This window comes from Planctomyces sp. SH-PL14, from assembly GCF_001610835.1.
Classification (GTDB): domain Bacteria; phylum Planctomycetota; class Planctomycetia; order Planctomycetales; family Planctomycetaceae; genus Planctomyces_A.
Window position 1 is genome coordinate 3112222 of sequence record NZ_CP011270.1, and the last position, 22548, is coordinate 3134769.

Below are 22548 nucleotides of genomic sequence, written 5' to 3' on the forward strand. Positions count from 1 at the left end.
GCGCCACTTGCCCGGTCATTCACGTTGTTGACGGTTCAGTTATGAAGCGGTTTCTCCTCCTTGGACTCACGGCGGCCGGGCTGGCGGGATGCACCTCCGCCAGCACCAGCAACACCGCCCGTTCCGCGACCGAACAGATCCTGATCTCCAACGCGGTCGACCAGTCGCTCGACAAAATGGACTTCCGCCCGTTTGCCGGGAAGACGGTCTACTTCGAGGAGAAGTACATCGACTGCGTCGACAAGAACTACGTGATCTCCTCGATCCGCCACCGGCTCCTCAAAGCGGGGGCGCAGCTCGCCGACAAGGCGGACGCGGCAGAGGTCGTCATTGAGGCCCGCAGCGGCGGAATCGGGACCTCTCACTCGGACTCGTTCGTCGGGGTCCCCGAGGTCGTGCTCCCCGGCATGATGACGATCCCGGAGCTTCGGCTGGCGACCCGGACCAAGCAGACCGGCGTGGCGAAGATCGGCATTGTGGCCTACGACGCCAAGACCCGGAGTCCGTTGGGGCCGGGGGGAATCGCACTCTCGAGCGCTCAGGACAACAACTGGTACGTCTTCGGCGTCGGCCCCTACCAGTCGGGGAACGTCCGCAACGAAGTCCAGCGGGCGACAACGGGGAACGCCGCGGTCTCGTACACGAACGTCCCGCCCGTGGTGGCGTTCGCCTCCCCGCGAAGCATGCCAAAGCCCCCGGACGCTCCGCCCGCCACGCAGTACGCCGACGCCCCGAGCGTCAACGACAAGGCAGCGGCTGTCAGCCTGCCGGACTGGATCGAGGGGAGTGACCGGAACTGAGCCGTCGCGAGGCTGTTGAGGCGCCCGCGACATCGCGGCGGGAGCGATCGGCTTCGGCAGCGACTGGTGCTGGAACCACGGGAACTCGCCTCGGCCCCTCGCCGGGCGCCCCAGATTGAGCTGCAAGTTCTTTCCTGAGTGCACTTTCCGAAACCCGCCCGCCTATTCGTCGCTTTCGAGAACGAATGGGGAATTCGACGGATTCCCACCCGCGGCCCCCGCTTGTGGACGGAAAAACCCGGCCGTATACTCTTGCCCCTTGCGGAACAGCAGGTGACATAGCGCCTTCGGGGCGCGGGTTGTCCGCAGACATCGACGTTGGAGTTCGCCCTTCGGGCGGATCGTCGGGACCGGATTGGTCCCCGACGGTGCGGACCACGACTCCAGCTCAGGTCCCAGAGGATCGGTTGCCGTGCGGTTTTCCCTGATCGATCGTATCACCGAGATTGAATCGGGAAAGGCGATCAAGGCGGTCAAAAACCTCTCGCTGGCCGAAGAGTACCTCCAGGATCACTTTCCCGGCTTTCCGATCATGCCGGGAGTGCTGATGGTCGAAGCCCTCGTCCAGACGGGGGCCTGGCTGATGCGGCACACGGAAAACTTTCAATACAGCACCGTCCTCCTGAAGGAAGCCAAGGCGACGAAGTTCAACAACTTCGTCACCCCCGGCAAGGCGCTCGTGATCGAGTGCGAGATCCACAAGAGGGACGGAAATCTCTATACATTCAAGGCTTCGGGCACAGTCGACGGAAACTCGGCGGTGAGCAGCCGCCTGACGCTCGAACAGTTCAACCTCGCGGACCGCAATCCGAACCTGAAGAAGTCTGACGAGGATCGAATCCAGAAGATGCGGGAACTGTTCGACGTCCTGTCGACACCGAGCCCCGCGATCCCGGCGAAGGGCTGACCTGTTATTCCCGCAGTCGGCGCGGAGTGCGGAGCATCCGCCTCTCGCCCCCCACCCTGCGGCCCGCCCTCTCCCATCCCCCATTCAAGAACGTCGCAAAGGAACAATGATGAAGCTGGCAGGCCGGATTGCACTCGTCACGGGGGGAAGCCGCGGAATCGGCAAGGCGGTCGTCGAAGCCCTCGCCAAGGAAGGGGCCAAGGTCGCATTCGTCTACAAGTCGAACACCCAGGCGGCCGAGCAGATCGTCAAGGACCAGGAGCTCAACCAGCGGGAAGTCCTCGCCATTCAGGGCGACGCATCCAAGAAGGCTGATGCCGAGGCAGCCGTCAAGCAGGTCGTCGATAAGTGGGGCCGGCTGGACATTCTGGTGAACAACGCCGGCATCATTAAGGACGGCCTGCTGGCGGTGATGGAGCCTGAGAACTGGCAGGCGGTGATCGATAACAACTTGACCAGCGTCTACAACTTCTGCCAGTCTGCCATGCGACAGATGATGTCCCAGCGGTATGGCCGGATCATCAACATGTCCAGCGTGGCGGCCGAGTACGGCAACCAGGGACAGGTGAACTACGCGGCCAGCAAGGGGGGCATCCAGGGGTTGACCCGCTGCCTCGCCACGGAAGTGGGCCGGCGGAACATCACCGTCAACGCGGTGGCCCCCGGGTTCATCGAAACCGACATGACGGAAGCCGTCCGAAACCTCGGCGGCGACAAGATCAAGGACATGGTCCCCCTCCGCCGCCTCGGCAAGCCGGATGACATCGCCAATGCGGTGACCTTCCTGGCGAGCGACGAGTCGGGGTACATCACCGGCCACGTGTTGACGGTGGACGGCGGGATGACCCTGGGAGGATTTTAAGGATTAGGTCGGGTGGGCCGTTCGGGTTGAGCGTCGGGCGTTGAGAGGCTCGAAGGACTTGGCCCGGAATGGTCGATACCCGATGCAGGTTGAGTGTGAGTTTGAGCCGCGGTGTTTCCGAGGCTCGGCTCGCAGCGATCAACCTTCAAGTGCAGACAGTTTCGACGGCAAGTCCTTCACTCACCAGGACCAGCCCGTCGCTGACGATGGGTCCGGTGAGAATAAGGAAAGTCGACAATCCCCTGGCGGGGCAGGCCGGATGCAAATCCGGCCGGATTGGGTTGGACGAGTCGTCCAGAGAACGCCGGGGTGATGGTCACGGGAGAAATGTCCGATGGCGACGAATGAAGAAGTGTTTGAGAAGGTCAAGGAAACCCTCGTCGACGCCCTGGGTGTGGACGATGACGAAGTTACGCCCCAGGCAACGCTGATCGGCGACCTGGGCGCCGAGTCGATCGACTTTCTCGACATCGTCTTCCGGCTCGAGAAGAACTTCGACATCAAGATTCCCCGCGGCGAGCTGTTCCCCGAGAACATCGCCGCTGCCGATTCGGGCTTCGTGGCCAACGGCGTCGTGACCGAGGCGGGGCTCGCCGAGCTCAAGGCCCGCATGCCGCACGCCGACCTGTCGCAGTTCTCCAAGGATCCCCGCGTGGAGAAGATCTCCGATCTCTTCACCGTGGAGATGATCTGCAAGTTCCTGGCTGCCAAGATCGCCGCCAAGTAGTCTGCCGTGAGCTTTCGAGAACCCGGCGTCCTGGGACGCCGGGTTTTTCGTAGCCATCCCGCTGCGTGGGATGAGCCGGCCTTTCGCGTTCCCAACTCCCTTCGGCGGCCTCGACCGCGTTCCACTGGGACGCCGGTTGGATCGGGTTGCCGACTGACAGCTCTTCTCGAAGTGAGAGGGCTACGGACACACCCATGCGCTGGTTCTGGATCGACCGCTTTATCGAGTTCAAGCACGGTGTCTCGGCGAAGGCGGTCAAGAACGTCAGCCTTTCCGAAGAGCATCTCCACGACCATTTCCCCGGCTTCCCGGTGATGCCGGGGTCGCTGATGATCGAGGGGATGGCTCAGACCGGCGGGATCCTGCTGGGTCAGACGCACGGCTTCAAGCACATGGTCATTCTGGCCAAGGTGCCGAAGATGACGTTCCACAGCTGGGCGATGCCCGGCGACCAGCTTGTCTACACGGCGGAGCTGGTGGAGGCCCGCGAAGAGGGCGGGATGGTGAACGTCAACGCCAAGTGTGGTGACCGGCTGGTGGCGGAGGGGGAGATCGTCTTTGCCCACGTCGATCCGGCTCAGGCGGGCTCGATGCCGAACCAGAAGAATGTGGTCGAGTTTGCTCTTCAGAGCATTATGGATGTGGGGATGGCGGGGGATGGCAGTGCGGCCCCGGCAGTGAAGTAGGAGAGCTCACTCCAGATAACGAAACCGGGACTAACATCCCGGTTTTTCTTTGCGCCGGCCAGAACCGAGTCTAGGGGGACCTTGGTGAGGGAGGCAGAAGGCGGAAGGTAGAGGGGCGCAACGCAGGATCATTTGTCCCTGATCGGGTCCAGGGGCACCCTGGTCAGGGAGTGCAGAGGGGAGAATCCCCTTTGCCCGCCGGAGGCTTGGCCTGTCTCGATCTCTCTGAAGGAGCGCGTGTCCAAACGCGGACACCGTGCCGGATGCCCCCTCACCAACCCGCGGGGATTGCAAAGCGAGTAGTGTCGTGTGAAGGAGTCCTCAACGCCGGTACCACAAAGGGGACATCCGTTGTATCCAACGGTTCCTCATGGAAGCGCCTCCGGCGGCAAGGGGTTGCCCCCTTGACCCCAGCTGCCGTCGCACGTTGGGTTTGAGCTATGGGAATCCGTCCGGCAAGGACGCGGTTCGAGCCCCGGTCAGGCAATCAGGCCGTCGACGACCTTCCCATGCACATCCGTCAGGCGGAAGTCCCGCCCGGCAAACCGGTACGTCAGCCGCTCATGATCGAAGCCCAGCAGCTTCAGAATCGTCGCCTGCATGTCGTGCACATGCACCGGATTCTCCACCGCCTTGAACCCGAACTCGTCCGTCGAACCGTAAACCTGCCCCCCCTTCACGCCGCCCCCCGCAAGGAACATCGTGAAGCCGTGGTGGTTGTGGTCCCGGCCATTGATCTTGCCCGCGTTCGAGCCCGGAGTCGGCAGCTCGACAACCGGAGTGCGGCCAAACTCGCCCCCCCAGACAACGAGCGTCTCATCGAGCATCCCCCGCTGCTTGAGGTCCTTGAGCAGGGCGCCCAGCGGCTTGTCGAGCTGGCCGGCCAGACGGCGGTGGTTCACCTCCAGATCGTCGTGGTTGTCCCACGGCTGCCCTTCGCCATGCCAGAGCTGCACGAACCGCACCCCCCGCTCGATGAGCCGGCGGGCCATCAGGAGCTGGCGGCCATGGACCTTGTCGCCGTAAGCCTCCTGGATGTGCTTGGGCTCCTTGGTCACGTCCAGCGCATCGGCCGCCTCGATCTGCATCCGGTACGCCAGCTCGAACGACTGGATCCGGGCATCAAGAGCGGCGTCGCCCGGCCGGGCTTCCAGGTGCTTCCGGTTCAGCGCCTGCAGGAGATCAAGCTGCCGCCGCTGCTGCTCGAGCGAGCGGGTCTTGTTCCGGATGTCCGGAACAAGCTTTTCGATCTCCTTGTGCTGGGTATCGATGTAGGTCCCCTGGAAAACGCCGGGGAGGAACGACGACCGCCAGTTCGCCGACTCCGTGATCGGCATCCCGCCAGGACACATGGCGATAAAGCCCGGCAGGTTCTGGTTCTCCGTCCCCAGGCCGTACGTCACCCAGCTCCCCATGCTGGGCCGCGAGAGACGCGCGTCGCCACAGTTCATGAGCATCAGCGACGGCTCGTGGTTCGGCACGTCGGCATGCATCGAGCGAACGACCGCAATGTCGTCGATCGACTGCGCCGTGTGGGCGAACAGCTCCGAGACCTCGATCCCGCTCTGGCCGTACTTCTGGAACTTGAACGGCGACGGGAGAGCGGCGCCGGTCTTCCGCTCCGTCTTGAGGTTCTCCACCGGGAGGGTCTTGCCGGCGTACTTGTCGAGCGCGGGCTTGGGGTCGAAGGTGTCGACGTGCGACGGGCCGCCGTTGCAGAAGATGTGGATGACATGCTTCGCCTTGGCGAAGAAATGCGGCTGCCGCGGACGCATCGGATTCGACGAGTCGAGCCCCATCGGAACGGGAGCAGCGGTGGCCGCGCCAGCCATGTCGGCCAGCAGAGTCGAGAGGCCGAGGGAGGCCATTCCCATGCCGGAGCGGCGGAGGAGTTCACGTCGGTTCATGGCAGGCAGCGTGTCGAAGGCGGGCGCGAGGACAAGGCGGGAGAGCGGTTTCCCGCGCCGGGGGAGCCAGTTCGATCGAACCGGTCCTCCTTCATCGGCACGAGGAAAACGCCTGCCTATAGGGTACGCCGCTGGGACGTGGGAAACCATCCTGAAAACCGCCCCGCCGCCGCCGATCCCGTCCGATCGTCCGGATCGTTCGGGGCGGCCAAAGCTCAATTCCGGGTGAACATGGCCGGGAATCGCCACACGGCGCGGAACTCTCTCCGTTTAGACTGGTTCCACGGACAGCGGGCCTTATCACCGTGTTCCCTTCGACCCTCCCGTCCTCCGCGAGCGCCGCCATGTCAGACCGCCTGTTCCTCCCCTCCCGCCGCCTCTTCCTCGGCGCGATGGGGGCCGCCTTCTTCACCACCCGCGGCCTGTTTGCGGAGGCGCTCCAGACAAGTCCCTGGCTGACCGAAGGGCCGTTCTATCCCGATCACCTGCCGCTCGACCGCGACAACGACCTCATCGTCCTGGGAGACAGCCTCACGCCCGCGATCGGCGAGATCACGCACCTGAGCGGGCGGGTCCTCAGCAAGGACGGGTCGCCGATCAAGGACGCGACGGTCGAGATCTGGCAGTGCGACGCCAACGCCGTCTACCTGCACTCCGCCGACAGCTCCAAGAAGAAGGACCAGCAGGACAAGAACTTCCAGGGGTTCGGAACGTTCACAACGGGTTCGAAAGGGGAGTACCGCTTCCGCACGATCAAGCCGGTCCCCTACCCCGGCCGCCCCTCGCCGCACATCCACGTCAAGGTGAAGCAAGGGGACAAGGAGGTCCTCGTCTCACAGATCTTCGTCCGGGGGCACGCCGGGAACGAGAAGGACGGCGTGTTTCGGGGCGTCCCGGAAGCGGACCGCAAGCTCGTCATGGCGGACTTCACGCCGATCCCGGAATCGAAGACGGGCGAAGTGGCCTGCACGTTCGACCTGGTCCTCGGCCGGACTCCCGATGAACGGGAAGGACGAGGCCGCCGTCCCGGTCCGCCGCCGGGACCTCCGCCGAGTGAGCGGGGTCCGGAAGGCGACAGGCCGCGCGGACCGCGTCCGCCTCGGCCGTGAGACCGCGGGGAGGTGAGCGACAGGCCCGTCAGCGCTGAAGCGACAGGTCAGCGATCGCGGCTCGATGGTCGGACGTGGAGCTCTTCCGGGCCCAGACGCGCCGGGCCTCGATGTGCGGACTGACCCACACCTGATCGATCCGGTGCACGGGAAAATCGTTCAGGATCGTGTTTCCCCAACCGACGCCGGCCTCTCGAAAGCTGTCGCGGGCGACCTTTCGCAGGGCGTCGAGCCCCCGGTCGCCCGCCGGCGCGTTGAAGTCGCCGCAGATCAGGAACCGCGCATCGGCGGGGGCGGCCTCGAGCGCCGTCAGGAGTTCGTCGATCTCCTGGCGATGAATCGCGCGAATCCGCGAGTGGCTCTCCCAGCAGTCGCCCGACCAGGGATCGAGGCGGACCGGGACGGGGTGCAGCCGAAGGCTGACGACTTCGATGTCCCCCGCGGCGGGGTGGTCCGCGGCACGATGCCAGGTGGCCCAGATCCAGACGCCGCGGGCTGACTGCTGCCGAACCGTGAGGCGGCCCCGCGCCAGGATCGCCGCATCCGGCCCCGCGGCGAGGGACCACTCTTCGGGCCGGCTCCGGACGAGAGTCTCCAGCTGCGGACGGCCGGGGCATTCCTGCAGGCAGAGCAGATCCGGCTGCCAGGCGAGCGCTTCGTCCACGGCCCGCTCGCTCCCGCTGCCGCAGTTGAGAGACACGACCCGCAGGTCTCCCGCGACCGCAGTCCGGACTCCGATTCCCTGAAGCCCGAGGCGAGTGAGCGACGCCCCCTCCTCGACGAACAGTCCCGCATACAGCCCCCACAGGAGCGCGGCGATCCCAAGCCACCGACGCGGGGCACTGCGTCCCAGGAGCAGCAGGACGCATCCGGGGCCGAGACACACCCACCGGGGAAACATCAGGAGCCAGGCGAGGCGATCGGGCTGTGTGAGCAGGAGGGCCGCCGCCAGAACCGCCAGGAGGGCCGAGAGCCCGACCATGAACGTCGATCGGAAACGAGATCGGCCGCCGGCGGTCCCTTCCGATCGGGGCTCCGGTCCAGCGGCGGCGATTGCGGTCGTCGTTGGGGAGTCAGAAGTCATCGCGAGTGCGGCCGCACGCCGCAGAATCCGGGTCAGCAAACCATCTGTCCAATCCGGAATTGGCGCGGTAACGAATTTGCAATCTTAAAGATTACCCCGCAACTCATCTGAGCAGATAAACTTCGGGCGTTGGCAGACGGATGGCCACGCTCCGCCTCCGTCCCCTCTCGCTTTCGCGGTCGGGACGGATCCGACCAGCCGACGTGACCGCCCTCCTCCCTGATCGGACTTTCGAATCCGTTGCGGCCCGTTCCGCTGAACCGGCGCATCCCGAAAGTTCCATCCCCTCCTCTCCTCCGTCTCCCGTTCCCGGGCTGATTCTCCGACCTGCAGGACCTCATGGCCACGAACGTTGTGACAACGAGTGCGGACGAGATTCCGCGCGGCGATCTGGCAGGCTTCAAGAAGTACCTCGGGAAGGATCTGCTGTCCGGGTTTCTGGTTTTCCTGATCGCCCTGCCGCTGTGCATCGGGATCTCGCTCGCCAGCGGCGCTCCGGCCCAGGCGGGGATCTTCACGGCGATCATCGGCTCGATCGTCACGTCGCTCATCAGCAATTCCGAGCTGACGATCAAGGGACCGGCGGCCGGTCTGATCGTGATCGTCTTCGGTGCGGTTTCGCAGCTTCAGCATGACTTCAACACCGACGCCTACGGGGCCTACCGCCTGATGCTGGCGGTGGGGGTCGCGGCGGGAGTCATCCAGATCGGCTTCGGCCTGCTGCGGTCGGGGATTCTGGGAGAGTTCTTCCCGACAACGGTCGTCCACGGGATGCTGGCCGCGATCGGCCTGATCATCATCTCGTCACGGTTCCACGTCATGCTGGGGCTCAAGGCCCCGAGTCCGAATCCGCTCCTCAACTTCGCCGCCTTTCCCAGCTCGATCCGGGACATGAACCCCGAGATCGCGCTGATCGGCCTCCTGAGCCTGGCGGTACTGATCTTCTTTGCGATGGCGAAGAACAAGACGCTGAAGCGGGTCCCGGCTCAGATGGTGGTGCTGATCCTGGCCATTCCGTTGGGGATGTATTTCTCGCTCGGCGAAGACCACACGTACACGCTGGCCGACCACCAGTACACGATTCTCAGCAAGGACTCGGTCGTCAACCTGCCCGACAGCATCTTCCGCTCGATGCTCTCGAAGGACGGCGGCCTGCTGCCGGACTTCCGCGCGCTCCAGACCTTCAACGGCTGGAAGTGGGTCCTGATGTTCTCGCTCATCGCCAGCCTGGAGTCGCTGCTGTCGGCGAAGGCGATCGACCTGCTCGACCCGTGGAAGCGGAAGTCGAACATGAACCGCGACCTGTTCGCGTGCGGGATCGCGAACACCGCGGCGGCCATGGTCGGGGGGCTGCCGATGATCTCCGAGATCGTCCGCAGCAAGGCGAACATCGACAACGGGGCCCGGACGCGGTTCGCCGACATGTGGCACGGCGTGTTCCTGCTGGCCTTCGTCGCTCTCTTTCCCGGCCTCATCCACCGGATCCCGAACGCGGCCCTCGCGGCCATGCTGGTCTTCACCGGCTACCGGCTGGCGTCGCCGAAGGAATTCATCCACCTGTGGAACATCGGCCGCGAGCAGCTGATCATCTTCGTGGCAACGATCATCGGCGTTCTGGCGACGGATCTCCTGATGGGGATCGGGATCGGGATCGCGACGAAGTTCGTGATCCACATGATGAACGGGGTCTCGCCGTGGGACCTGTTCAAGACGTATCTCGACGTTCAGGAGGAGCCGGACGGGACGTGCCTGGTGACCGCGCGGGAGTCGGCGGTGTTCAGCAACTGGATCCCGTTCAAGCGGCAGCTCGAGCAGATCGGCCTCGTGCAGCGGAACAACATCGTCCTCGATCTGTCGAACACGAAGCTGGTCGACACGACGTTTATCGAAAAGCTGCACGGGCTGCAGTCTGATTTCACTGCGGAGGGGCTGTCGCTGAAGATCACGGGTCTGGACAGCCACCGGACCAACACGGGGCATGCCTTCGCAACGCGGCGGCGGGGTCTCATTCCATTGCGGCGGATCACGGTGACGGCGGACACCGATCTGGAGGAGACGCTGGTGGAGCTGTTCGTCTCGCGGGGCGCGACCGGCTACACCGTGATCCCCTGTCATGGAGCGGGGAAGTCCGAACTCAACGTCGGGCTCCCGGCGGTGCCGCAGATCCGGTTCGAGGTCGTGGTGATGCCGGAGCTGGCGGAGCAGGTTGTGGAGGTGCTTCGGGAGCAGATCCTCCCCAAGGCGGGTGTCACCGTAGTGGTGGAAACGGTGGAGGTGATCCGGTTTGGGGCGTTCGTGAGCGAGCAGGGTGTGCCGTCGCAGCCGGCGCATCACTGACCGGTGCCCGGTGGGGGAGAGGCTGAAGACTTAAGGCGGAAGGTCGAGCGGGTGTTCGATCTCGTCCCTGATCCACCGGGTCCAGGACGGGGCCTTGCTGGGGGATGTGAGGGGGCCCAAGAAACGACCCTAAAGAACGACACAGTCCCCCTGCCCGCAGGAGGGCCGGCCGTCGAGAACCGTGGAACGCGGGGAGTGTCCGACCGCGGTTCCGCGTCGAATGCCCCCCCGTAACCTCGTTGCAGGTTGCGGGTGCAAGCGGCCGTCGGGTGAGCTTTTCTGCGGCCCCCCGTTGTCAGGGCACGCCTTCGCTGCACAGCGTCGAAGATGGCGGCCGCGAGAGCGACCGACGCGGCTCGGCCGGAGCCTTGCCCTCCCGACGGAAGACGGGTTTCGCCCGCACGCTCAAGCAGCGCGGACCGCACGGATCTCGCCCGGAGGAAGCGTGTAGCGGGAGGCCCGCGTCCGATTGACGGCGGTCTGGGCCTTGCCCGGCTTCCGCTCTTCCACCTCGCAGCGAACGAGGGTCACCTTCTCCGCCGTCACGCTCTCCACCTGCCCCGTCACCCACGTCTCCGTGGCGTCGACGTACTGCAGGATCGTGACATATTGCCCTGGCTGAACGTCTTTGATCGCCAGCGGCCGGCCCATGGGACGCGGCGGAAGCTTGTCGTTGGGAACGGCAACCATCGCGGACTGCGCCTGCTGGTGCAGGGGCGAGCCGGAGTTCGAGTTCACGGAAGAGCATCCCGCGACAACGAGCGCAACGAAGAGAGGCATCGAAACAGGACGCATCGGTTCACCTGCGGAAAGACCGGGTCCGCGGAGAATAACGCCGCTCCCCCGGCCACCAAGCGGAGTCGCCCGGCGCGACCTTCGGGACGGCAGGAATCGCCGTACTTCCACGCCGGCGCTCCGTGCATGGGCGCACCTCTTGCACTTGGGTTCCCATCGCTTTGCCACCCGTCCGCTCCAAACAGGGGACTCATTATGGATACCTCACCTGCCCAACCGACGCCGCAGAAGCCGGTTCCGGAGGAGGCTCAGAAGCCGTCCCACGGCTCGCGGCCGGCGGGAACGACCGCCCAGAAAACGGAGACCACGCCCGCCCAGGAGCGAGGCGAACGGATCGACACCGGAAAGACGATCGCCCGCGGCGGGAAGACGACCGGACATGTCCCGGGAGCCACCCCCTCCTCCTGAACGAACGCGGGTCCGGTCCGAGCTGGAGCCGTGCAGACGATCCGGCGGCGGAACCGCTTGCTTCACCGGAACACAGGATGCCGGACGAGGGGCCAGCGATCGTCAACAGCCTGACGGGCTGAAAGCCGTCCTCCGAATCCGGCAGAAACGATCGCCCGTCCTAACCCGTTTCGATCAAAGGGCTTTCTGAACATAACGCCGGGCAATCTTGCTGGAGCCCAGTCACGGCACACCCCTTGCTTCATAGTCTTGGCGAGAGCCGCCGCATTCAGGCGGAGTCTGAAAACACAGGCAGAGGAGAGATCCATGGTCACGCGGCAGCAGCTCGAAGGAAAGTGGAACGAAGTCTCGGGACGCATTAAGGAGAAGTGGGGCGTCATGACCGATGACGACCTCTCGCGTGCTGAGGGGAATGTCGAACGCCTCGTCGGCGTGATCCAGCAGAAGACCGGCCAAGCCCGGGAAGAGGTCGAGCGGTTCATCGACTCGATCGTGGCCGGTTCGCGGCCGGCGATGGAGCGGATCGCTTCGACCGCCCGCGACTATGCCGCCTCGGCCCGCGATTACGCCGCGGACGCGCAGGACACGATGCGCCGCCAGTATGACAACGTCGAGCAGTCGATCTCGGCGGGTTACCAGGAAGCGGAAGAGTGCGTCCGCCGCCGTCCGGTCGAGTCGGTCGCCATCGCCTTCGGGGCCGGACTCCTCTCCGGCGTGCTCGTCGCGGCTCTGCTCCGCGACCGCCGCTAAGCGTGTTCATTCCGCCGCGAGTCGCCACCCGAGTTCGAATCCCGGTGGCGACGGCCGGCGTGTTCACTCATACCGTCTGTCCTCGGGCGCCGCCGGGGACGCCACACCTCGTGAGAACCCCTCTAAGGAGTGAGATCATGATTCAGCGATCCGGGGCATTTGCAATGCCCGAGATGGACTTCAAAAGGATTCCGGAAGCGATGCAGGAAGGCCTGCAGTCGGCGAGGGAGACGATCGAGGAGTACCCGGCGAGCGCGGTCTTTGCCGCCTTTGGCTTGGGGCTCGGCGTCGGAGTCGGCCTGGCACTCCTGATGGGAGCCGGGTCCATGTTCACCCCCGCCGCACCTCAGCGTCGGTACTGGTAGCAGCCCCTCCCCGGCCGGTCGGCCAACGCGGCGGACACAGGCCGCAGAAACAGACATCGAGAGTCGGCAGCCATGACCTCCGATCCCGAAGAGCTTCGAAACCAGATGGCCCGCATCCGCGCGGGAGCGCGCTGGAAAGCGGTGCAGATCAAGCGGGAAACGAAGCAGCTCACCGACTGGAAGTACTACGTCAAGAGCTATCCCTGGGTCGTCGCCGGTGGGGCATTGCTGCTGGGTTACCTCCTGGTTCCGCAGCGTCAGGCCCCCCGGACCGTGGCCCTCCCTATGGGAAAACCGCCGCAGGGACCGAGCGAAGAGACGGTCGAAGTGGCGAAGAAGACGGGACTGCTGGCCGGGGCCGCCGCTCTGATCTGGAGCGTCGTCTATAAGGCGGGGACCACCTACGCGACCCGCCGTCTTGCGCAGTTGCTGACCGATAACACTGCCTATGCCGCCAAAGCGCAGGCCGAGGCCCGACGAGAACACGAGAATGTCTTTGACCGTTCCTCATACCGCTGATTTCGCCGGCCTTGCCCGCGATCCCCAGACCTCTGGAGTGGCGCCGGGTCCGTCGGGTGTCCCGACGGTTGTGGCCGCGACCGTTTCCCAATTCCCAGGCGTCGCCGTCGGCGCCGCCCTCGCTGCCGGAGTGATGCTGGGATGGTTCGTCAAACGCATGTAGACCCGCCGCGGTTCCAGACCGCGGCGCCCGAGCCGCCGTTCACGACGGTCGAGGAGGTCCGGCACCATTTCTCGGAGCTGGCCTACGACGTCATCACGCTCGGGGAACTGCAGGTCCGCCTGCTGGTCCACGACGTGAAGGAGACCGGTCGCCGCGCAACGGTCGGTATCGTGTTCCTGATGGCGATGACGGCGATCCTGCTGGGATCCGTTCCCGTCCTGCTCCTGGGTCTCGGCGAACTGCTGGTCCAGGCGGCTGGCTGGAATCGCGCCGGGTCCTATCTCCTGATCGCGTCGCTGGCCGCGGTCGGAGCGGTCGCGGCGGGGCTGTACACCGTCAAGAAGCTCAAGAAGGCCGGAGCCTCGCTCAGCCGCTCCAGTTCGGAGCTGCAGAGCAATCTCGCCTTCGTGAAGTCCCTTTTCCGAAAGCCCGACGCTCCGTCCAGCACCACTGTCGTCTCCTGACGGCGCAGCCAGATCCACCGAATCATGTCACACCGATCCACAAAGACAAAGAAGGAGAATTCCGTCATGGCCCGCATCGCCAACGAGCTGCCCGGTCAGCGAGAAGAACGGTCCGCCGCTGCGCTCCCCCCCATGGAGAGTCGCAAACAGCCGGGACAGGATCTGGCCACCTATCTGCGGGACTACGCCCGCGAGGAACCGGAGATGGCCGCGCTGTGGTGTCTGGGGATCGGATTCGTCCTCGGCTGGAAGCTCCGTCCCTGGTAAGTCCCGGGCAATCCCGCCGGCCGGCTCCTCCGGAGCCATCCGGGTTTCGACGACGCGCGACCGGGATCGAACGATCCCGGGACCGCGTCGTTTGTGTTTTGGTCCGTCCGGCCTTATTGAACCGGCATCACGGCGCGGGCGATCGTCATCGCCGCCGAGCCGGCTGATCGATCGTCCGAGGCAGGAGTAACCAGGTCGCACCATGCGTCGACTCGCTACTGGAGTGCGGTCCTACGTTCTCCGGCTGTACGCCGCGTACGAAGCCTTCAACCGGGACGGCGGCTACCACCTGGCGGCGGCGGCCGCGTACTTCTTCGGCCTGGCGCTCTTCCCGATGCTCTCCGTCGGGATCATGGCGCTCGGCTGGTTCCTCCGCTCTACGCATGCCGGCCAGGACGCCCGGATCCTGATCCTCGACCAGGTCGAGGATCACGCCTCGCCGGTCGTCGCGGAGCAGGTCCGGCAGCTCATGGAGCAGATCCAGTTCGGGTCGTCCCAGGGGGGGCTGATCGGGCTGGCAATGCTGTGCCTGACGGCCCTGGCCGGCTTCGCCCAGCTCCAGCAGGCGTTCGACCGGATCTGGAACGTCCCGGTCCCCGAGCGGCCGGGGATCTGGTCCTTTCTCAGGCAGGTCCTCTTGGAGCGGGCGGCCGCCTTCCTGATGCTGATGCTGACGGGGGCGCTCGTGCTGGCGGCGTTTTTCTTCTCGACGGTCATGACCACCGTGCAGGGGTGGGCCGAGCGGCTGCACGTCACGACGCCGGCCCTCTTCTGGACGACCTCGCAGGCCCTGATCTCGCCGACCGTGAACGTTCTGGCCTTTACGCTGGTTTACCGTTGGCTCCCCAAGGCCCGCGTTCCGTGGCGGGACGTCTTCCACGGCGCGGTGCTGGTGGCGGCCGCGTGGGAGCTGGGCCGGCATGCCCTGGCCGCCATCTTGATCGGTACCCATTATTCGACCGCGTACGGGATCGTGGGGGCGTTCATCAGTCTGCTGGCGTGGTGCTATTACGGCTGCCTGCTGCTGCTGCTGGGGGGCGAGTTCGTCGCTTCGCTTGGCCGGGAGCGCTGGACCGGCCGGCCTCCCGAAGAGATGCTCAAGAGCATTTTCCGCACGACGGACGAGGCGGTGGCCTAGGGGCGATCCATGAACAAGGCGTTCATCAAGGAGAATGACGGGGCGGACCAGGGGTTCTGTCCGCGGTGCGGGCAGGCGGGGATCGCCGTGGACGAGGCTCCGCTGGAGACGCATCTTCCGCCGGAGTTGCGGGCGACGCTGGGACGGTCGGTCTACTGGTGCGATCACCCGGACTGCCGTGTCGCGTACTTTGACAACTTCGATGCGGTCGTCGGTGTGGAGTCGTTGCGGGGGCCGGTCGCTCCGAAGGATCCGGCGGCTCCGCTGTGCAGTTGTTTTGGCGTCACGTATGACGACGTGCAGGAGGATGCGGAGGAGGGGAAGCCGACGCGTATCCGGGAGCTGTATCGTCGGTCGCAGTCGCCGGAGGCGGCGTGTGGCCGGTTGGCGCCGAGTGGGCGTTGCTGTCTGCCAAGTGTTCAGAAGCTCTACTTTCAGCTCCGCGGTGGTATCGATTGAGCCCCTGACGAGCCGGGTCCAGGGGCACCCTGGTGGGGGATGCAAGGGGGTCACACCCCCTTGCCCGCCGGAGGCTTGTCTCGTCGAGAGTTGTCTGAAGGAGCACGTGTCCAAGCGCGGACACCGTGCCGTATGCCCCCTCACCAAGCCACGGGGAGTTCAAAGCGAGCGGTCAGTCCGCAGCGCCGGCTTCACAAAGCGGACGTCCGTTAAATCCCACGGTTCCTCATGGAAGTGCCTCCGGCGGCAAGGGGGCGTGGCCCCCTTGACCCCAGCCTGCCGTGGCACGTTGGGTTTGAGGTGGCATAGCCGTGCCGGCCTGGACGGCGTCCTTCCTCGCAATCCCAGCAGCGTGGCCAGACGATGCCTCCTTCGATACGACTCCCACATGAGCACGAGGCGCGCGCCGTCCGCCCCTGAGCCAGAGACAACCGAAAGACCGGAGCATGCCCGACCAGGCGCCCCCGACACCCGCACCCGATCCACAGCACGAGCCGTCCCCCGGCGACGTGCGGATGCTCTTCGTCTACGGCACCCTCCGCCGCCAATCGGCTCACCGCATGGCCCGCTACCTGGCGGAGAACGCGCGATTCGTGGGCGAAGGAGTCGCCTGGGGAACGCTGGTCAACCTGGGGTCCTACCCCGGACTCGCCCTGCCCGGCCAGACGGCCGTCGTCGGAGACGTCTACGAGTTCCCCGAGGACTCCGCCCCCCGGCACATCGCCGCCCTCGACGCCTACGAGGGCTGCGGAACGAACGACCCGCGCCCCCACGAGTACCGGCGGGAGCTCATTGCTGTGCGAATCGCCGACGGATCGGAGACGACCGTCTGGGGCTACCTCATGAACGATCGGCCGGACCGGTTCGAGATCATTCCCGGCGGGGACTACCTGGCCTGGGTCCTCACCCGCGCGACGCGATAACCCACTGCGTCATCGGCCCGCTCATCGGCTCTCCGCAGCCCATACCGACCGGACCCGGGAGATATCGAGCGAGCGGATCCGCGTCGTTCCGCCAGTGCCGGAGAGCCGGACGGTCTTGCCTTCGGGCCGCGAAGCCCGCTCCCGGCTGATCGCCACTTCCCCGTCGTTGACGAAAACCTCGATCGACCGTCGGTCGAGAAGGATGTCGAGCGAGAACGTCGAGTCCCGGACCGGCAGATCGACCGTGACGTCGCGGACCGTGAGCTTCGCTGTTTTGCCGCTGCAGACGACCTTCTCGCCGCCGACCTCAATCACGAGTTCTCCCTGGGACGGGAGACCGACGACCGTGGTCCGGACCCGCATCTCCGTCCCGCCGACGTCGATCGTCTGCGGCGCGTCGGGTTCGATCCGCAGCTCGGCCCGCTGCTGCGGGGCCTCTTCCAGACTCTTGAGCTCCCGCACCGGAACGGCAAACAGCCGAATCCCCTCGCCGGTCTTCCGGAGCGACAGCTCGACCGGGATCGTCATCTGCTGGTTGAACGGCATCCCGGGCGAGACGATCCCGTTGGCCCAGCCGATCTGGATGCAGCGGCCGTCCGGAGTATTGCTGTAGGTCTGGGCCGCATAGAAGTTGCCGTGCCACACCCGCTGCTTCCGCGTGTCGTTCCCCTCGGGCGTGAAGACCTTCCCGTCGAACGCCCCCGCGAGATACTGCCCGTCCGCGCCGTAGAGCACCCACCGCGTCTCGCCGCTCCCGCCGGCGACCGGAAGTTCCACGAGGTCGGGGCACTCAAAGAAACCCTCGATCCGGCTGGCGAACGTCCAGCTCTTCAGATCGGGCGACGTGTGGAACGTGATCCACCGCTTGCCGTCCTGCTCGCTGTAGAGCGCCATGACCCACTGCTTCGACCCCTTGTGATACAGCAGCCGCGGGTCGCGGCCGACGTGCCGCACGACCGGGTTCCCCTCGTACTCCGTCCAGGTCCGGCCGTTGTCGTTGCTGTAGACGATGCACTCGCCGCGTCCCGTGCTGGTGTAGGCCCCGACGAGCGGCGGCTTGTCCTTCGTCCCGAACCCCGACTCGTTCCGCTCGTCGACGACGGCGCTCCCGGAAAAGGCCCAGTCGCCGAACTTCTGCGGATAGATCCCGATCGGGAGTTCCTTCCAGCGAAGGAGGTCCGGGCTGACCGCGTGCCCCCAGTGCATGTTCCCCCAGCCGTGCCCATACGGGTTGTGCTGGTAATAAAGGTGGTACTCGCCGTCCTTCCAGACCAGCCCGTTGGGATCGTTGAGCCAGCCCCGGCGGGAGGTGAAGTGGAACTGCGGGCGGAGCGTCTCCTGGTACAGCGCGTCCGCGGCCGGCAGCCCGTCGTGCTGTTCGATCGCCGGCAGCGGGCTGTCGCCGCGCCGCTGGCTCTCGATGACGAGGTTCTTCCCGCGGAACGCCGTGACATCGGCGAACGCGTGAAAGTCCGTCCGGTCCTGGGCCAGCTCGATCTCAAACTCCCGCACGACCGCGCCGTCGACGGAGAACCGCATCCGTTGCCGCGGCGCTCCGGTCTGGACCGGGAGCCACAGGTACGCCTTGTCGACAGCGATATCCCACCGCGCCGGCTCGGCCATCCGCTTCCGGTCGCTCTGGACGACCTGGTCGACACTGACGTGCCCCCAGCCGCCGCGATGCTCATCGACGATGCGAAGGACACCCTTCTGGCCGGACAGCGCGGCCACGTCCCACGTCCGCCACTCGAGCCGCTCGGACCCGCCTGGCCGGTCGTTCGGCCCGCTCGCCGACTGGACGACCTTACCGTCGACCAGAAGGTCGATCCGCGTGTCGTAGTGCGCTCCGCCGCCGATCAGGAAGTTGAGGTACTTTCGCTCGATGGTGAACGGCGGAGAGGTCAGCGTCCCGACCGTCCCGTCGCCGCCTGCGAACGAGTTGACGAGCCGCTTCCCTTCGAAGCCGTCGACCTGCATCTGCCCCGGCAGCGTTCCCGCCGCCGGTCCGGGGCCGAACGCCTCGCCGGTCGCCTTCCAGTCGCCGTAGGTCTCCTGCTCGAAGTCGGCGACGACGATGTCAGGCCGGTCTTCCGCGGGGAGACTTCGAGCGAACGCCGAGAGAAACAGGACCGACCAGAAGACCGAGCGCGTCATGGAAGCCCCTCAAGGTCGCCAGCGTCGTCACGAGCCGTCCGCCGCGCCCAATCAGCTTCCCAGGTCGACGATGAGGTCGTTCTTGGAGGCGTCGGCGTCGATCATCTGCGTGAGCCCGCTCGAGTCGGACTTTGAGAACTTCTCGGGGATCAACGACTTGGGAGCCTTGGGCGCCGGGGCCTGCGTCATCTTGAGGTATTCCGGACTTCCGATCTCCACCGGAGTGGTCGACGTCATCGGCGGCGTATCCATGGCGGCGACGGTCACGCGGTGCTCTCCGATCACGGCGCCGGCACGCCCCTTGGTCGCCAGAACGAACTCACCCTGGTCATTCGTCGTGCCGACAGCCATCGCCCCGTTCTTCGGAATGAAGGACACGTGCGCCCGGGGGACCGGTTTGCCCTGATACATCACCTTCCCCTTGGCGGCGGCGAGATCCGGATCTCCGGAGCCGCCAGAGCATCCGACGCAGAGAACCGACAGAACGAGCGCGATTTTCCAGTTGGCAATCATGGAGGATTCCCATCGAGGGGGCATCAAAGACGTCACGTCACGAGGCGGAGCCCACGGCTCCAAAGACTTCGCAGCTCCGGTCCGTTCTGATCACGGACCGGAGCTGCGGAACTAAGCGGCGGATCCCGCCGAGCGGCAGCCGGACCGACATGCGGCTCGCATGCCAGCCCGCCGGCTCTGCGCGATGCGGATAACAGCCTACTGGAAGCTGGCAGGGCGGCTGTCCGCCTTGCCGCCGAGATACTGGTACATCTGATGGTCGATGTTTTCGCTCAGGAAGTGGACAGCGCCGTCGCACGCAAGGAAGTGGCAGCCGCCGGTGTGGTGGGAGCGGAAACCCCAGCTGATGTTCCACTGGTTCTTGCCGGTGCAGGTCGGGTGAGTGATCTGCGCGGGGGTCGCATTGTTGCACGTATTCATGTTGTTGATCGGGACCAGCGTCGTCGCGTGGGCGTTGCCGCTGCCATTCTGATCCCACCAGCCGGCGTTGTGGTCGTGACACATGGCGAGCATCTCACCGACCATGATCGTGTTCGACATGCCGTCGGCAATGTCCTTGAACTTGGCCCCGTAGCCCTGTCGGGAGAATACCCCGGACACCTGCGCCCCGTTGCAGGTATTGCCGGTTCCGACCATGTTGGCCTGCGCGAAGGACTGGAACGGATTGCACATCGGATCCTGCGAGCCGTTCGGGCTCGCCCCGAGCGAGCCGGTGTAACTGGGGGTCGCCCAGTTCGTGTCCACGACACCCGACTGATCGGTCGGACAGACGGCGTAGGGGACCTGATGCTGCCGGGCTGGCTTGCCATCCGAAAGGACTTGATCTGGTACGACCGCCAGGTTCATGTCGAGCTGGTTGTAAAGCCCGGCTTGGTCCATGTAGGGGAGAATGCGGACCTGCCAGCCGATGCGGGGGCCGCTGCCGCAACAGTTGTTCGTCTCGCAACCGGATCCCCCGGGGGGGAACTGGCCAAAAACTTCGCTGTAGCTGTGCACCCCGATGCCGTACTGCTTGAGGTTGTTTCTGCACTGCGACGCCCGCGCCGCCTCCCGGGCTTGCTGCACCGCGGGCAACAGGATCGCGACGAGAACCGCGATAATGGCGATGACGACCAGCAACTCGATCAGCGTGAAGGCGCGACGAAGACGAGCTCTCATGAACCACCGCTCCCAGAATTGAACGTCGGTTTCCAAGCCTCGGTCAGATCGAACGGACTTGGAAGAAGATGTGAATTAAGACGAGATTCAGGATATCCCCCGACCGACCGCGTTGCAAATTCCGTGCGAGCTAATTAATCGCACGGCCGTCCTGCCGGTGTGGCCTCGCCTGCCCTGATCAGGGCGTCGAACAAGGCTGGTGCTGACGTGGCGGCATTCAGGCTGGCGGCGGGGCGGCCACCACCGGGCTGCGGTCGTGCGGCTCGGGCCGGTTGGTCGGGGATCGCCATTGTCTTCGATCCAGTCGACCGGCCGACTTTTGCCGATCTTGCTCCTCGGCCGCAAATCGAGTGGAGGCGCGGTGGGCCGCGGCGAAACACCACGGTCAGTCCGCCTTAGCGGCCCGCGCCGCCTGAGGTGTTTTGCGCCGCTCGTTCCCAGACTTCCGCCATTTCCGGACGTCCCAGCTGGCGGCAGAGCGCCGCGAGCTCCCGGCGAACGGCGGCGTTCTCCGGCTCCTGAATCGCCTGGGCATTGAGATCCGTGAGCGAGCGGTAGAGCTTCTGGGACTCCTCGTAGGCCAGGAGTTCCCGCTCCGCGTCCTTTTCACGGCCGAGCCGGCGATACGCCTGGGCCAGACGGTACCGGTCGCGAAACTCGTGCGGGCAGCGCGTCAGAAGGTCTTCCAGGAGAGGGATCGCCGCCTCCGTCTCTCCGCTCTCGAGAGCGCCGCGGGCCGCGAGCGACAGGACCGGGCAGGACGCGCCGTCGAGTCGCCGGGCCGCTTCGGCCGCCTGACGGCCTTCGGGGATCTTCCCCAGTTCGAGCGACGCCTCCGCCCGCCGCATCAGGACGGGGAGCGTCTCCGGAGACGACTCCAACAGAATCAGGGCCTCTTCCGAACGCCGTGTGGCGATGTAGCAGCCGGCGAGGCAGTCGCGGATCTCGGCCGCCGGTCCGGGAGGCGGGTTGCGGCGGAGCGCGTCTTCGCAGTTCGGGATCGCTTCGTCATACCGTTCGAAGTCGGCGTACATCCGACCGGCCAGGTGCCAGGGGCGGAAGTCGTCGGGAGCGAGCTGCTTGAGCGCTTCGAGTTCGACGAGCGCCAGGTCGTTCGCCCCCAGGTCGTAGTAGACCCCGGCGAGCGTCCGGCGTCCCGCGGCATTGGAGGGGTGTTCCCGCGTCAACGGCTCGAGGCACAGGCGAGCTTCGGCCAGACGTCCCAGGGCGGCGAGCGCCTCCCCCGTCACCTGCTGGAGCGGCTCGCGCAGGTCCGAGCGGGGATCGAGCCCGGAGAAGAGGTCCAGGGCCGCGGCCGGTTTCCCCTCGCGGAGGAGCAGGGTTCCCTCGAGCAATTGCCGTCGCGGATCCTCGGAACCGATCGGACGGGCCGATGCCATCTCGCGGCGGGCCTCGTCGAGGTTCCTTGCCTCCAGCGCGGCCCACGCGCGGTCGAACCGTCCCGCGTCGCCAGTCGGCCAGAGCCCAATGCCGATCACGGCCGCCAGCCCCAAGAGCAGGGCGACGACGACGATCGACCGGACGATCTGAACTCTTTTCATTGTGCGAACGGCTTCAATGTGGACGAGAGGGAAGAAGTGGGGGCTGGGGCGTGGTGTGGCTCAGGGAGACAGGTGGACTTGTACGGCTGTTTAAACCGCGTCCTTGCCGGCACGACGTTGATAGCTCAAACCCAATATGCCACGGCAGGCTGGGGTCAAGGGGGCCACGCCCCCTTGCCGCCGGAGGCACTTCCATGAGGAACCGTGGCACACAACGGACGTCCCCTTTGTGGTACCCGCGTTGAGGACTCCCTCAAAATACACCGCTCGCTTTACATTCCGCACGGGTTGGTGAGGGGGCATCCGGCACGTTGTCTGCGTTTGGACACGCTCTCCTTCAGACATCTCTCGACGGCCAGGCCTCCGGCGGGCAAAGGGGCGTTGCCCCTCTGCACTCCCCACCAGGGGTACCCCCTGGACCCCGGTTGTTGGGCCGGCAATGGCGGGGGACGCCGATCCATCTGTGGCTCAGTACTTCCCCATCCTGTCGA

23 protein-coding genes are annotated in these 22548 nt (G+C 65.7%); 16 read left to right on the forward strand and 7 right to left on the reverse strand.

The genetic code is table 11. The features are described from left to right. The first annotated feature begins 41 nt into the window (after window positions 1–41). The 5 genes from VT03_RS12100 to VT03_RS12120 all read left to right on the forward strand — a co-directional run bounded on the left by VT03_RS12100 (window position 42) and on the right by VT03_RS12120 (window position 3982). Window positions 42–800, forward strand: a complete 759-nt coding sequence (locus tag VT03_RS12100; RefSeq protein WP_075093216.1) for a DUF6655 family protein — start codon at window positions 42–44, stop codon at window positions 798–800. Between the two features lie 412 nt (window positions 801–1212). After that, window positions 1213–1707 (forward strand): 3-hydroxyacyl-ACP dehydratase FabZ family protein, encoded by a 495-nt coding sequence (locus VT03_RS12105; protein ID WP_075093217.1) that lies wholly within the window; start codon window positions 1213–1215, stop codon window positions 1705–1707. Window positions 1708–1816: 109 nt separating this feature from the next. Then, the gene (fabG, locus tag VT03_RS12110) at window positions 1817–2569 is read left to right on the forward strand and encodes a 3-oxoacyl-[acyl-carrier-protein] reductase (RefSeq protein ID WP_075093218.1); all 753 of its coding nucleotides are present in this window, start codon (window positions 1817–1819) and stop codon (window positions 2567–2569) included. Between the two features lie 334 nt (window positions 2570–2903). Continuing rightward, a complete protein-coding gene (locus VT03_RS12115; RefSeq protein WP_075093219.1) occupies window positions 2904–3296 on the forward strand; it encodes an acyl carrier protein in 393 nt (130 codons plus the stop codon). 194 nt (window positions 3297–3490) lie between these two features. After that, window positions 3491–3982, forward strand: a complete 492-nt coding sequence (locus tag VT03_RS12120) for a 3-hydroxyacyl-ACP dehydratase FabZ family protein (RefSeq protein ID WP_075093220.1) — start codon at window positions 3491–3493, stop codon at window positions 3980–3982. A gap of 479 nt (window positions 3983–4461) precedes the next feature. On the opposite strand, the gene VT03_RS12125 is transcribed toward VT03_RS12120, so the two are convergent. Beyond that, a complete protein-coding gene (locus tag VT03_RS12125) occupies window positions 4462–5889 on the reverse strand; it encodes a DUF1501 domain-containing protein (protein ID WP_075093221.1) in 1428 nt (475 codons plus the stop codon). A gap of 344 nt (window positions 5890–6233) precedes the next feature. On the opposite strand from VT03_RS12125, the gene VT03_RS12130 reads away from it, so the two are divergent. Then, a complete protein-coding gene (locus tag VT03_RS12130) occupies window positions 6234–6998 on the forward strand; it encodes a protocatechuate 3,4-dioxygenase (protein ID WP_075093222.1) in 765 nt (254 codons plus the stop codon). 28 nt (window positions 6999–7026) lie between these two features. Here VT03_RS12130 and VT03_RS12135 read toward each other — a convergent pair whose 3' ends face one another. Then, a complete protein-coding gene (locus VT03_RS12135) occupies window positions 7027–7980 on the reverse strand; it encodes an endonuclease/exonuclease/phosphatase family protein (protein ID WP_075093223.1) in 954 nt (317 codons plus the stop codon). Between the two features lie 441 nt (window positions 7981–8421). On the opposite strand from VT03_RS12135, the gene VT03_RS12140 reads away from it, so the two are divergent. After that, window positions 8422–10419: a SulP family inorganic anion transporter gene (locus VT03_RS12140; protein ID WP_075093224.1), complete on the forward strand. Its 1998-nt coding sequence runs from the start codon at window positions 8422–8424 to the stop codon at window positions 10417–10419. Window positions 10420–10824: 405 nt separating this feature from the next. Here the strand turns inward: VT03_RS12140 and VT03_RS12145 are convergent, their stop codons facing one another. Beyond that, a complete protein-coding gene (locus tag VT03_RS12145) occupies window positions 10825–11157 on the reverse strand; it encodes a hypothetical protein (protein WP_156514444.1) in 333 nt (110 codons plus the stop codon). A gap of 252 nt (window positions 11158–11409) precedes the next feature. On the opposite strand from VT03_RS12145, the gene VT03_RS12150 reads away from it, so the two are divergent. From VT03_RS12150 to VT03_RS12190, 9 genes are all read left to right on the forward strand, one after another. Next, on the forward strand, window positions 11410–11622 hold the full coding sequence (locus tag VT03_RS12150; protein ID WP_075093226.1) for a hypothetical protein: 213 nt from the start codon (window positions 11410–11412) through the stop codon (window positions 11620–11622). Between the two features lie 306 nt (window positions 11623–11928). Continuing rightward, on the forward strand, window positions 11929–12372 hold the full coding sequence (locus VT03_RS12155) for a CsbD family protein (RefSeq protein WP_075093227.1): 444 nt from the start codon (window positions 11929–11931) through the stop codon (window positions 12370–12372). Between the two features lie 137 nt (window positions 12373–12509). Beyond that, on the forward strand, window positions 12510–12737 hold the full coding sequence (locus VT03_RS12160) for a hypothetical protein (RefSeq protein WP_156514445.1): 228 nt from the start codon (window positions 12510–12512) through the stop codon (window positions 12735–12737). A gap of 72 nt (window positions 12738–12809) precedes the next feature. Further along, window positions 12810–13256 (forward strand): hypothetical protein, encoded by a 447-nt coding sequence (locus VT03_RS12165; protein WP_075093229.1) that lies wholly within the window; start codon window positions 12810–12812, stop codon window positions 13254–13256. Window positions 13257–13397: 141 nt separating this feature from the next. Beyond that, the gene (locus tag VT03_RS12170; RefSeq protein ID WP_075093230.1) at window positions 13398–13883 is read left to right on the forward strand and encodes a phage holin family protein; all 486 of its coding nucleotides are present in this window, start codon (window positions 13398–13400) and stop codon (window positions 13881–13883) included. A 66-nt stretch (window positions 13884–13949) separates the two neighbouring features. Beyond that, window positions 13950–14150: a hypothetical protein gene (locus VT03_RS12175; RefSeq protein WP_075093231.1), complete on the forward strand. Its 201-nt coding sequence runs from the start codon at window positions 13950–13952 to the stop codon at window positions 14148–14150. Window positions 14151–14352: 202 nt separating this feature from the next. Continuing rightward, entirely contained in the window at window positions 14353–15288 is a 936-nt protein-coding gene (locus tag VT03_RS12180; protein WP_082846152.1) for a YihY/virulence factor BrkB family protein, read from the forward strand. Window positions 15289–15297: 9 nt separating this feature from the next. Then, window positions 15298–15747: a hypothetical protein gene (locus VT03_RS12185; protein WP_075093233.1), complete on the forward strand. Its 450-nt coding sequence runs from the start codon at window positions 15298–15300 to the stop codon at window positions 15745–15747. 446 nt (window positions 15748–16193) lie between these two features. Continuing rightward, window positions 16194–16670, forward strand: coding sequence for a gamma-glutamylcyclotransferase (locus VT03_RS12190; protein WP_082846153.1), 477 nt, complete (start codon window positions 16194–16196; stop codon window positions 16668–16670). 21 nt (window positions 16671–16691) lie between these two features. Here the strand turns inward: VT03_RS12190 and VT03_RS12195 are convergent, their stop codons facing one another. From VT03_RS12195 to VT03_RS12210, 4 genes are all read right to left on the reverse strand, one after another. After that, window positions 16692–18824: a glycoside hydrolase family 32 protein gene (locus VT03_RS12195; protein ID WP_075093235.1), complete on the reverse strand. Its 2133-nt coding sequence runs from the start codon at window positions 18822–18824 to the stop codon at window positions 16692–16694. Window positions 18825–18875: 51 nt separating this feature from the next. Then, entirely contained in the window at window positions 18876–19337 is a 462-nt protein-coding gene (locus VT03_RS12200; RefSeq protein WP_075093236.1) for a hypothetical protein, read from the reverse strand. 198 nt (window positions 19338–19535) lie between these two features. Further along, the gene (locus VT03_RS12205; protein WP_075093237.1) at window positions 19536–20495 is read right to left on the reverse strand and encodes a DUF1559 domain-containing protein; all 960 of its coding nucleotides are present in this window, start codon (window positions 20493–20495) and stop codon (window positions 19536–19538) included. A 395-nt stretch (window positions 20496–20890) separates the two neighbouring features. Next, the gene (locus VT03_RS12210; RefSeq protein WP_075093238.1) at window positions 20891–22057 is read right to left on the reverse strand and encodes a tetratricopeptide repeat protein; all 1167 of its coding nucleotides are present in this window, start codon (window positions 22055–22057) and stop codon (window positions 20891–20893) included. Between the last annotated feature and the right edge of the window lie 491 nt (window positions 22058–22548).

What these genes read in the sequence shown, in the direction of transcription:
- VT03_RS12100 (WP_075093216.1), top strand. Translation starts at nt 42, where the DNA reads ATGAAGCGGTTTCTCCTCCTTGGACTCACGGCGGCCGGGCTGGCGGGA.
- fabG (WP_075093218.1), top strand. Translation starts at nt 1,817, where the DNA reads ATGAAGCTGGCAGGCCGGATTGCACTCGTCACGGGGGGAAGCCGCGGA.
- VT03_RS12115 (WP_075093219.1), top strand. Translation starts at nt 2,904, where the DNA reads ATGGCGACGAATGAAGAAGTGTTTGAGAAGGTCAAGGAAACCCTCGTC.
- VT03_RS12120 (WP_075093220.1), top strand. Translation starts at nt 3,491, where the DNA reads ATGCGCTGGTTCTGGATCGACCGCTTTATCGAGTTCAAGCACGGTGTC.
- VT03_RS12125 (WP_075093221.1), bottom strand. Translation starts at nt 5,889, where the DNA reads ATGAACCGACGTGAACTCCTCCGCCGCTCCGGCATGGGAATGGCCTCC.
- VT03_RS12130 (WP_075093222.1), top strand. Translation starts at nt 6,234, where the DNA reads ATGTCAGACCGCCTGTTCCTCCCCTCCCGCCGCCTCTTCCTCGGCGCG.
- VT03_RS12135 (WP_075093223.1), bottom strand. Translation starts at nt 7,980, where the DNA reads ATGGTCGGGCTCTCGGCCCTCCTGGCGGTTCTGGCGGCGGCCCTCCTG.
- VT03_RS12140 (WP_075093224.1), top strand. Translation starts at nt 8,422, where the DNA reads ATGGCCACGAACGTTGTGACAACGAGTGCGGACGAGATTCCGCGCGGC.
- VT03_RS12150 (WP_075093226.1), top strand. Translation starts at nt 11,410, where the DNA reads ATGGATACCTCACCTGCCCAACCGACGCCGCAGAAGCCGGTTCCGGAG.
- VT03_RS12155 (WP_075093227.1), top strand. Translation starts at nt 11,929, where the DNA reads ATGGTCACGCGGCAGCAGCTCGAAGGAAAGTGGAACGAAGTCTCGGGA.
- VT03_RS12160 (WP_156514445.1), top strand. Translation starts at nt 12,510, where the DNA reads ATGATTCAGCGATCCGGGGCATTTGCAATGCCCGAGATGGACTTCAAA.
- VT03_RS12165 (WP_075093229.1), top strand. Translation starts at nt 12,810, where the DNA reads ATGACCTCCGATCCCGAAGAGCTTCGAAACCAGATGGCCCGCATCCGC.
- VT03_RS12170 (WP_075093230.1), top strand. Translation starts at nt 13,398, where the DNA reads ATGGTTCGTCAAACGCATGTAGACCCGCCGCGGTTCCAGACCGCGGCG.
- VT03_RS12175 (WP_075093231.1), top strand. Translation starts at nt 13,950, where the DNA reads ATGGCCCGCATCGCCAACGAGCTGCCCGGTCAGCGAGAAGAACGGTCC.
- VT03_RS12180 (WP_082846152.1), top strand. Translation starts at nt 14,353, where the DNA reads ATGCGTCGACTCGCTACTGGAGTGCGGTCCTACGTTCTCCGGCTGTAC.
- VT03_RS12185 (WP_075093233.1), top strand. Translation starts at nt 15,298, where the DNA reads ATGAACAAGGCGTTCATCAAGGAGAATGACGGGGCGGACCAGGGGTTC.
- VT03_RS12190 (WP_082846153.1), top strand. Translation starts at nt 16,194, where the DNA reads ATGCCCGACCAGGCGCCCCCGACACCCGCACCCGATCCACAGCACGAG.
- VT03_RS12195 (WP_075093235.1), bottom strand. Translation starts at nt 18,824, where the DNA reads ATGACGCGCTCGGTCTTCTGGTCGGTCCTGTTTCTCTCGGCGTTCGCT.
- VT03_RS12200 (WP_075093236.1), bottom strand. Translation starts at nt 19,337, where the DNA reads ATGATTGCCAACTGGAAAATCGCGCTCGTTCTGTCGGTTCTCTGCGTC.
- VT03_RS12205 (WP_075093237.1), bottom strand. Translation starts at nt 20,495, where the DNA reads ATGAGAGCTCGTCTTCGTCGCGCCTTCACGCTGATCGAGTTGCTGGTC.
- VT03_RS12210 (WP_075093238.1), bottom strand. Translation starts at nt 22,057, where the DNA reads ATGAAAAGAGTTCAGATCGTCCGGTCGATCGTCGTCGTCGCCCTGCTC.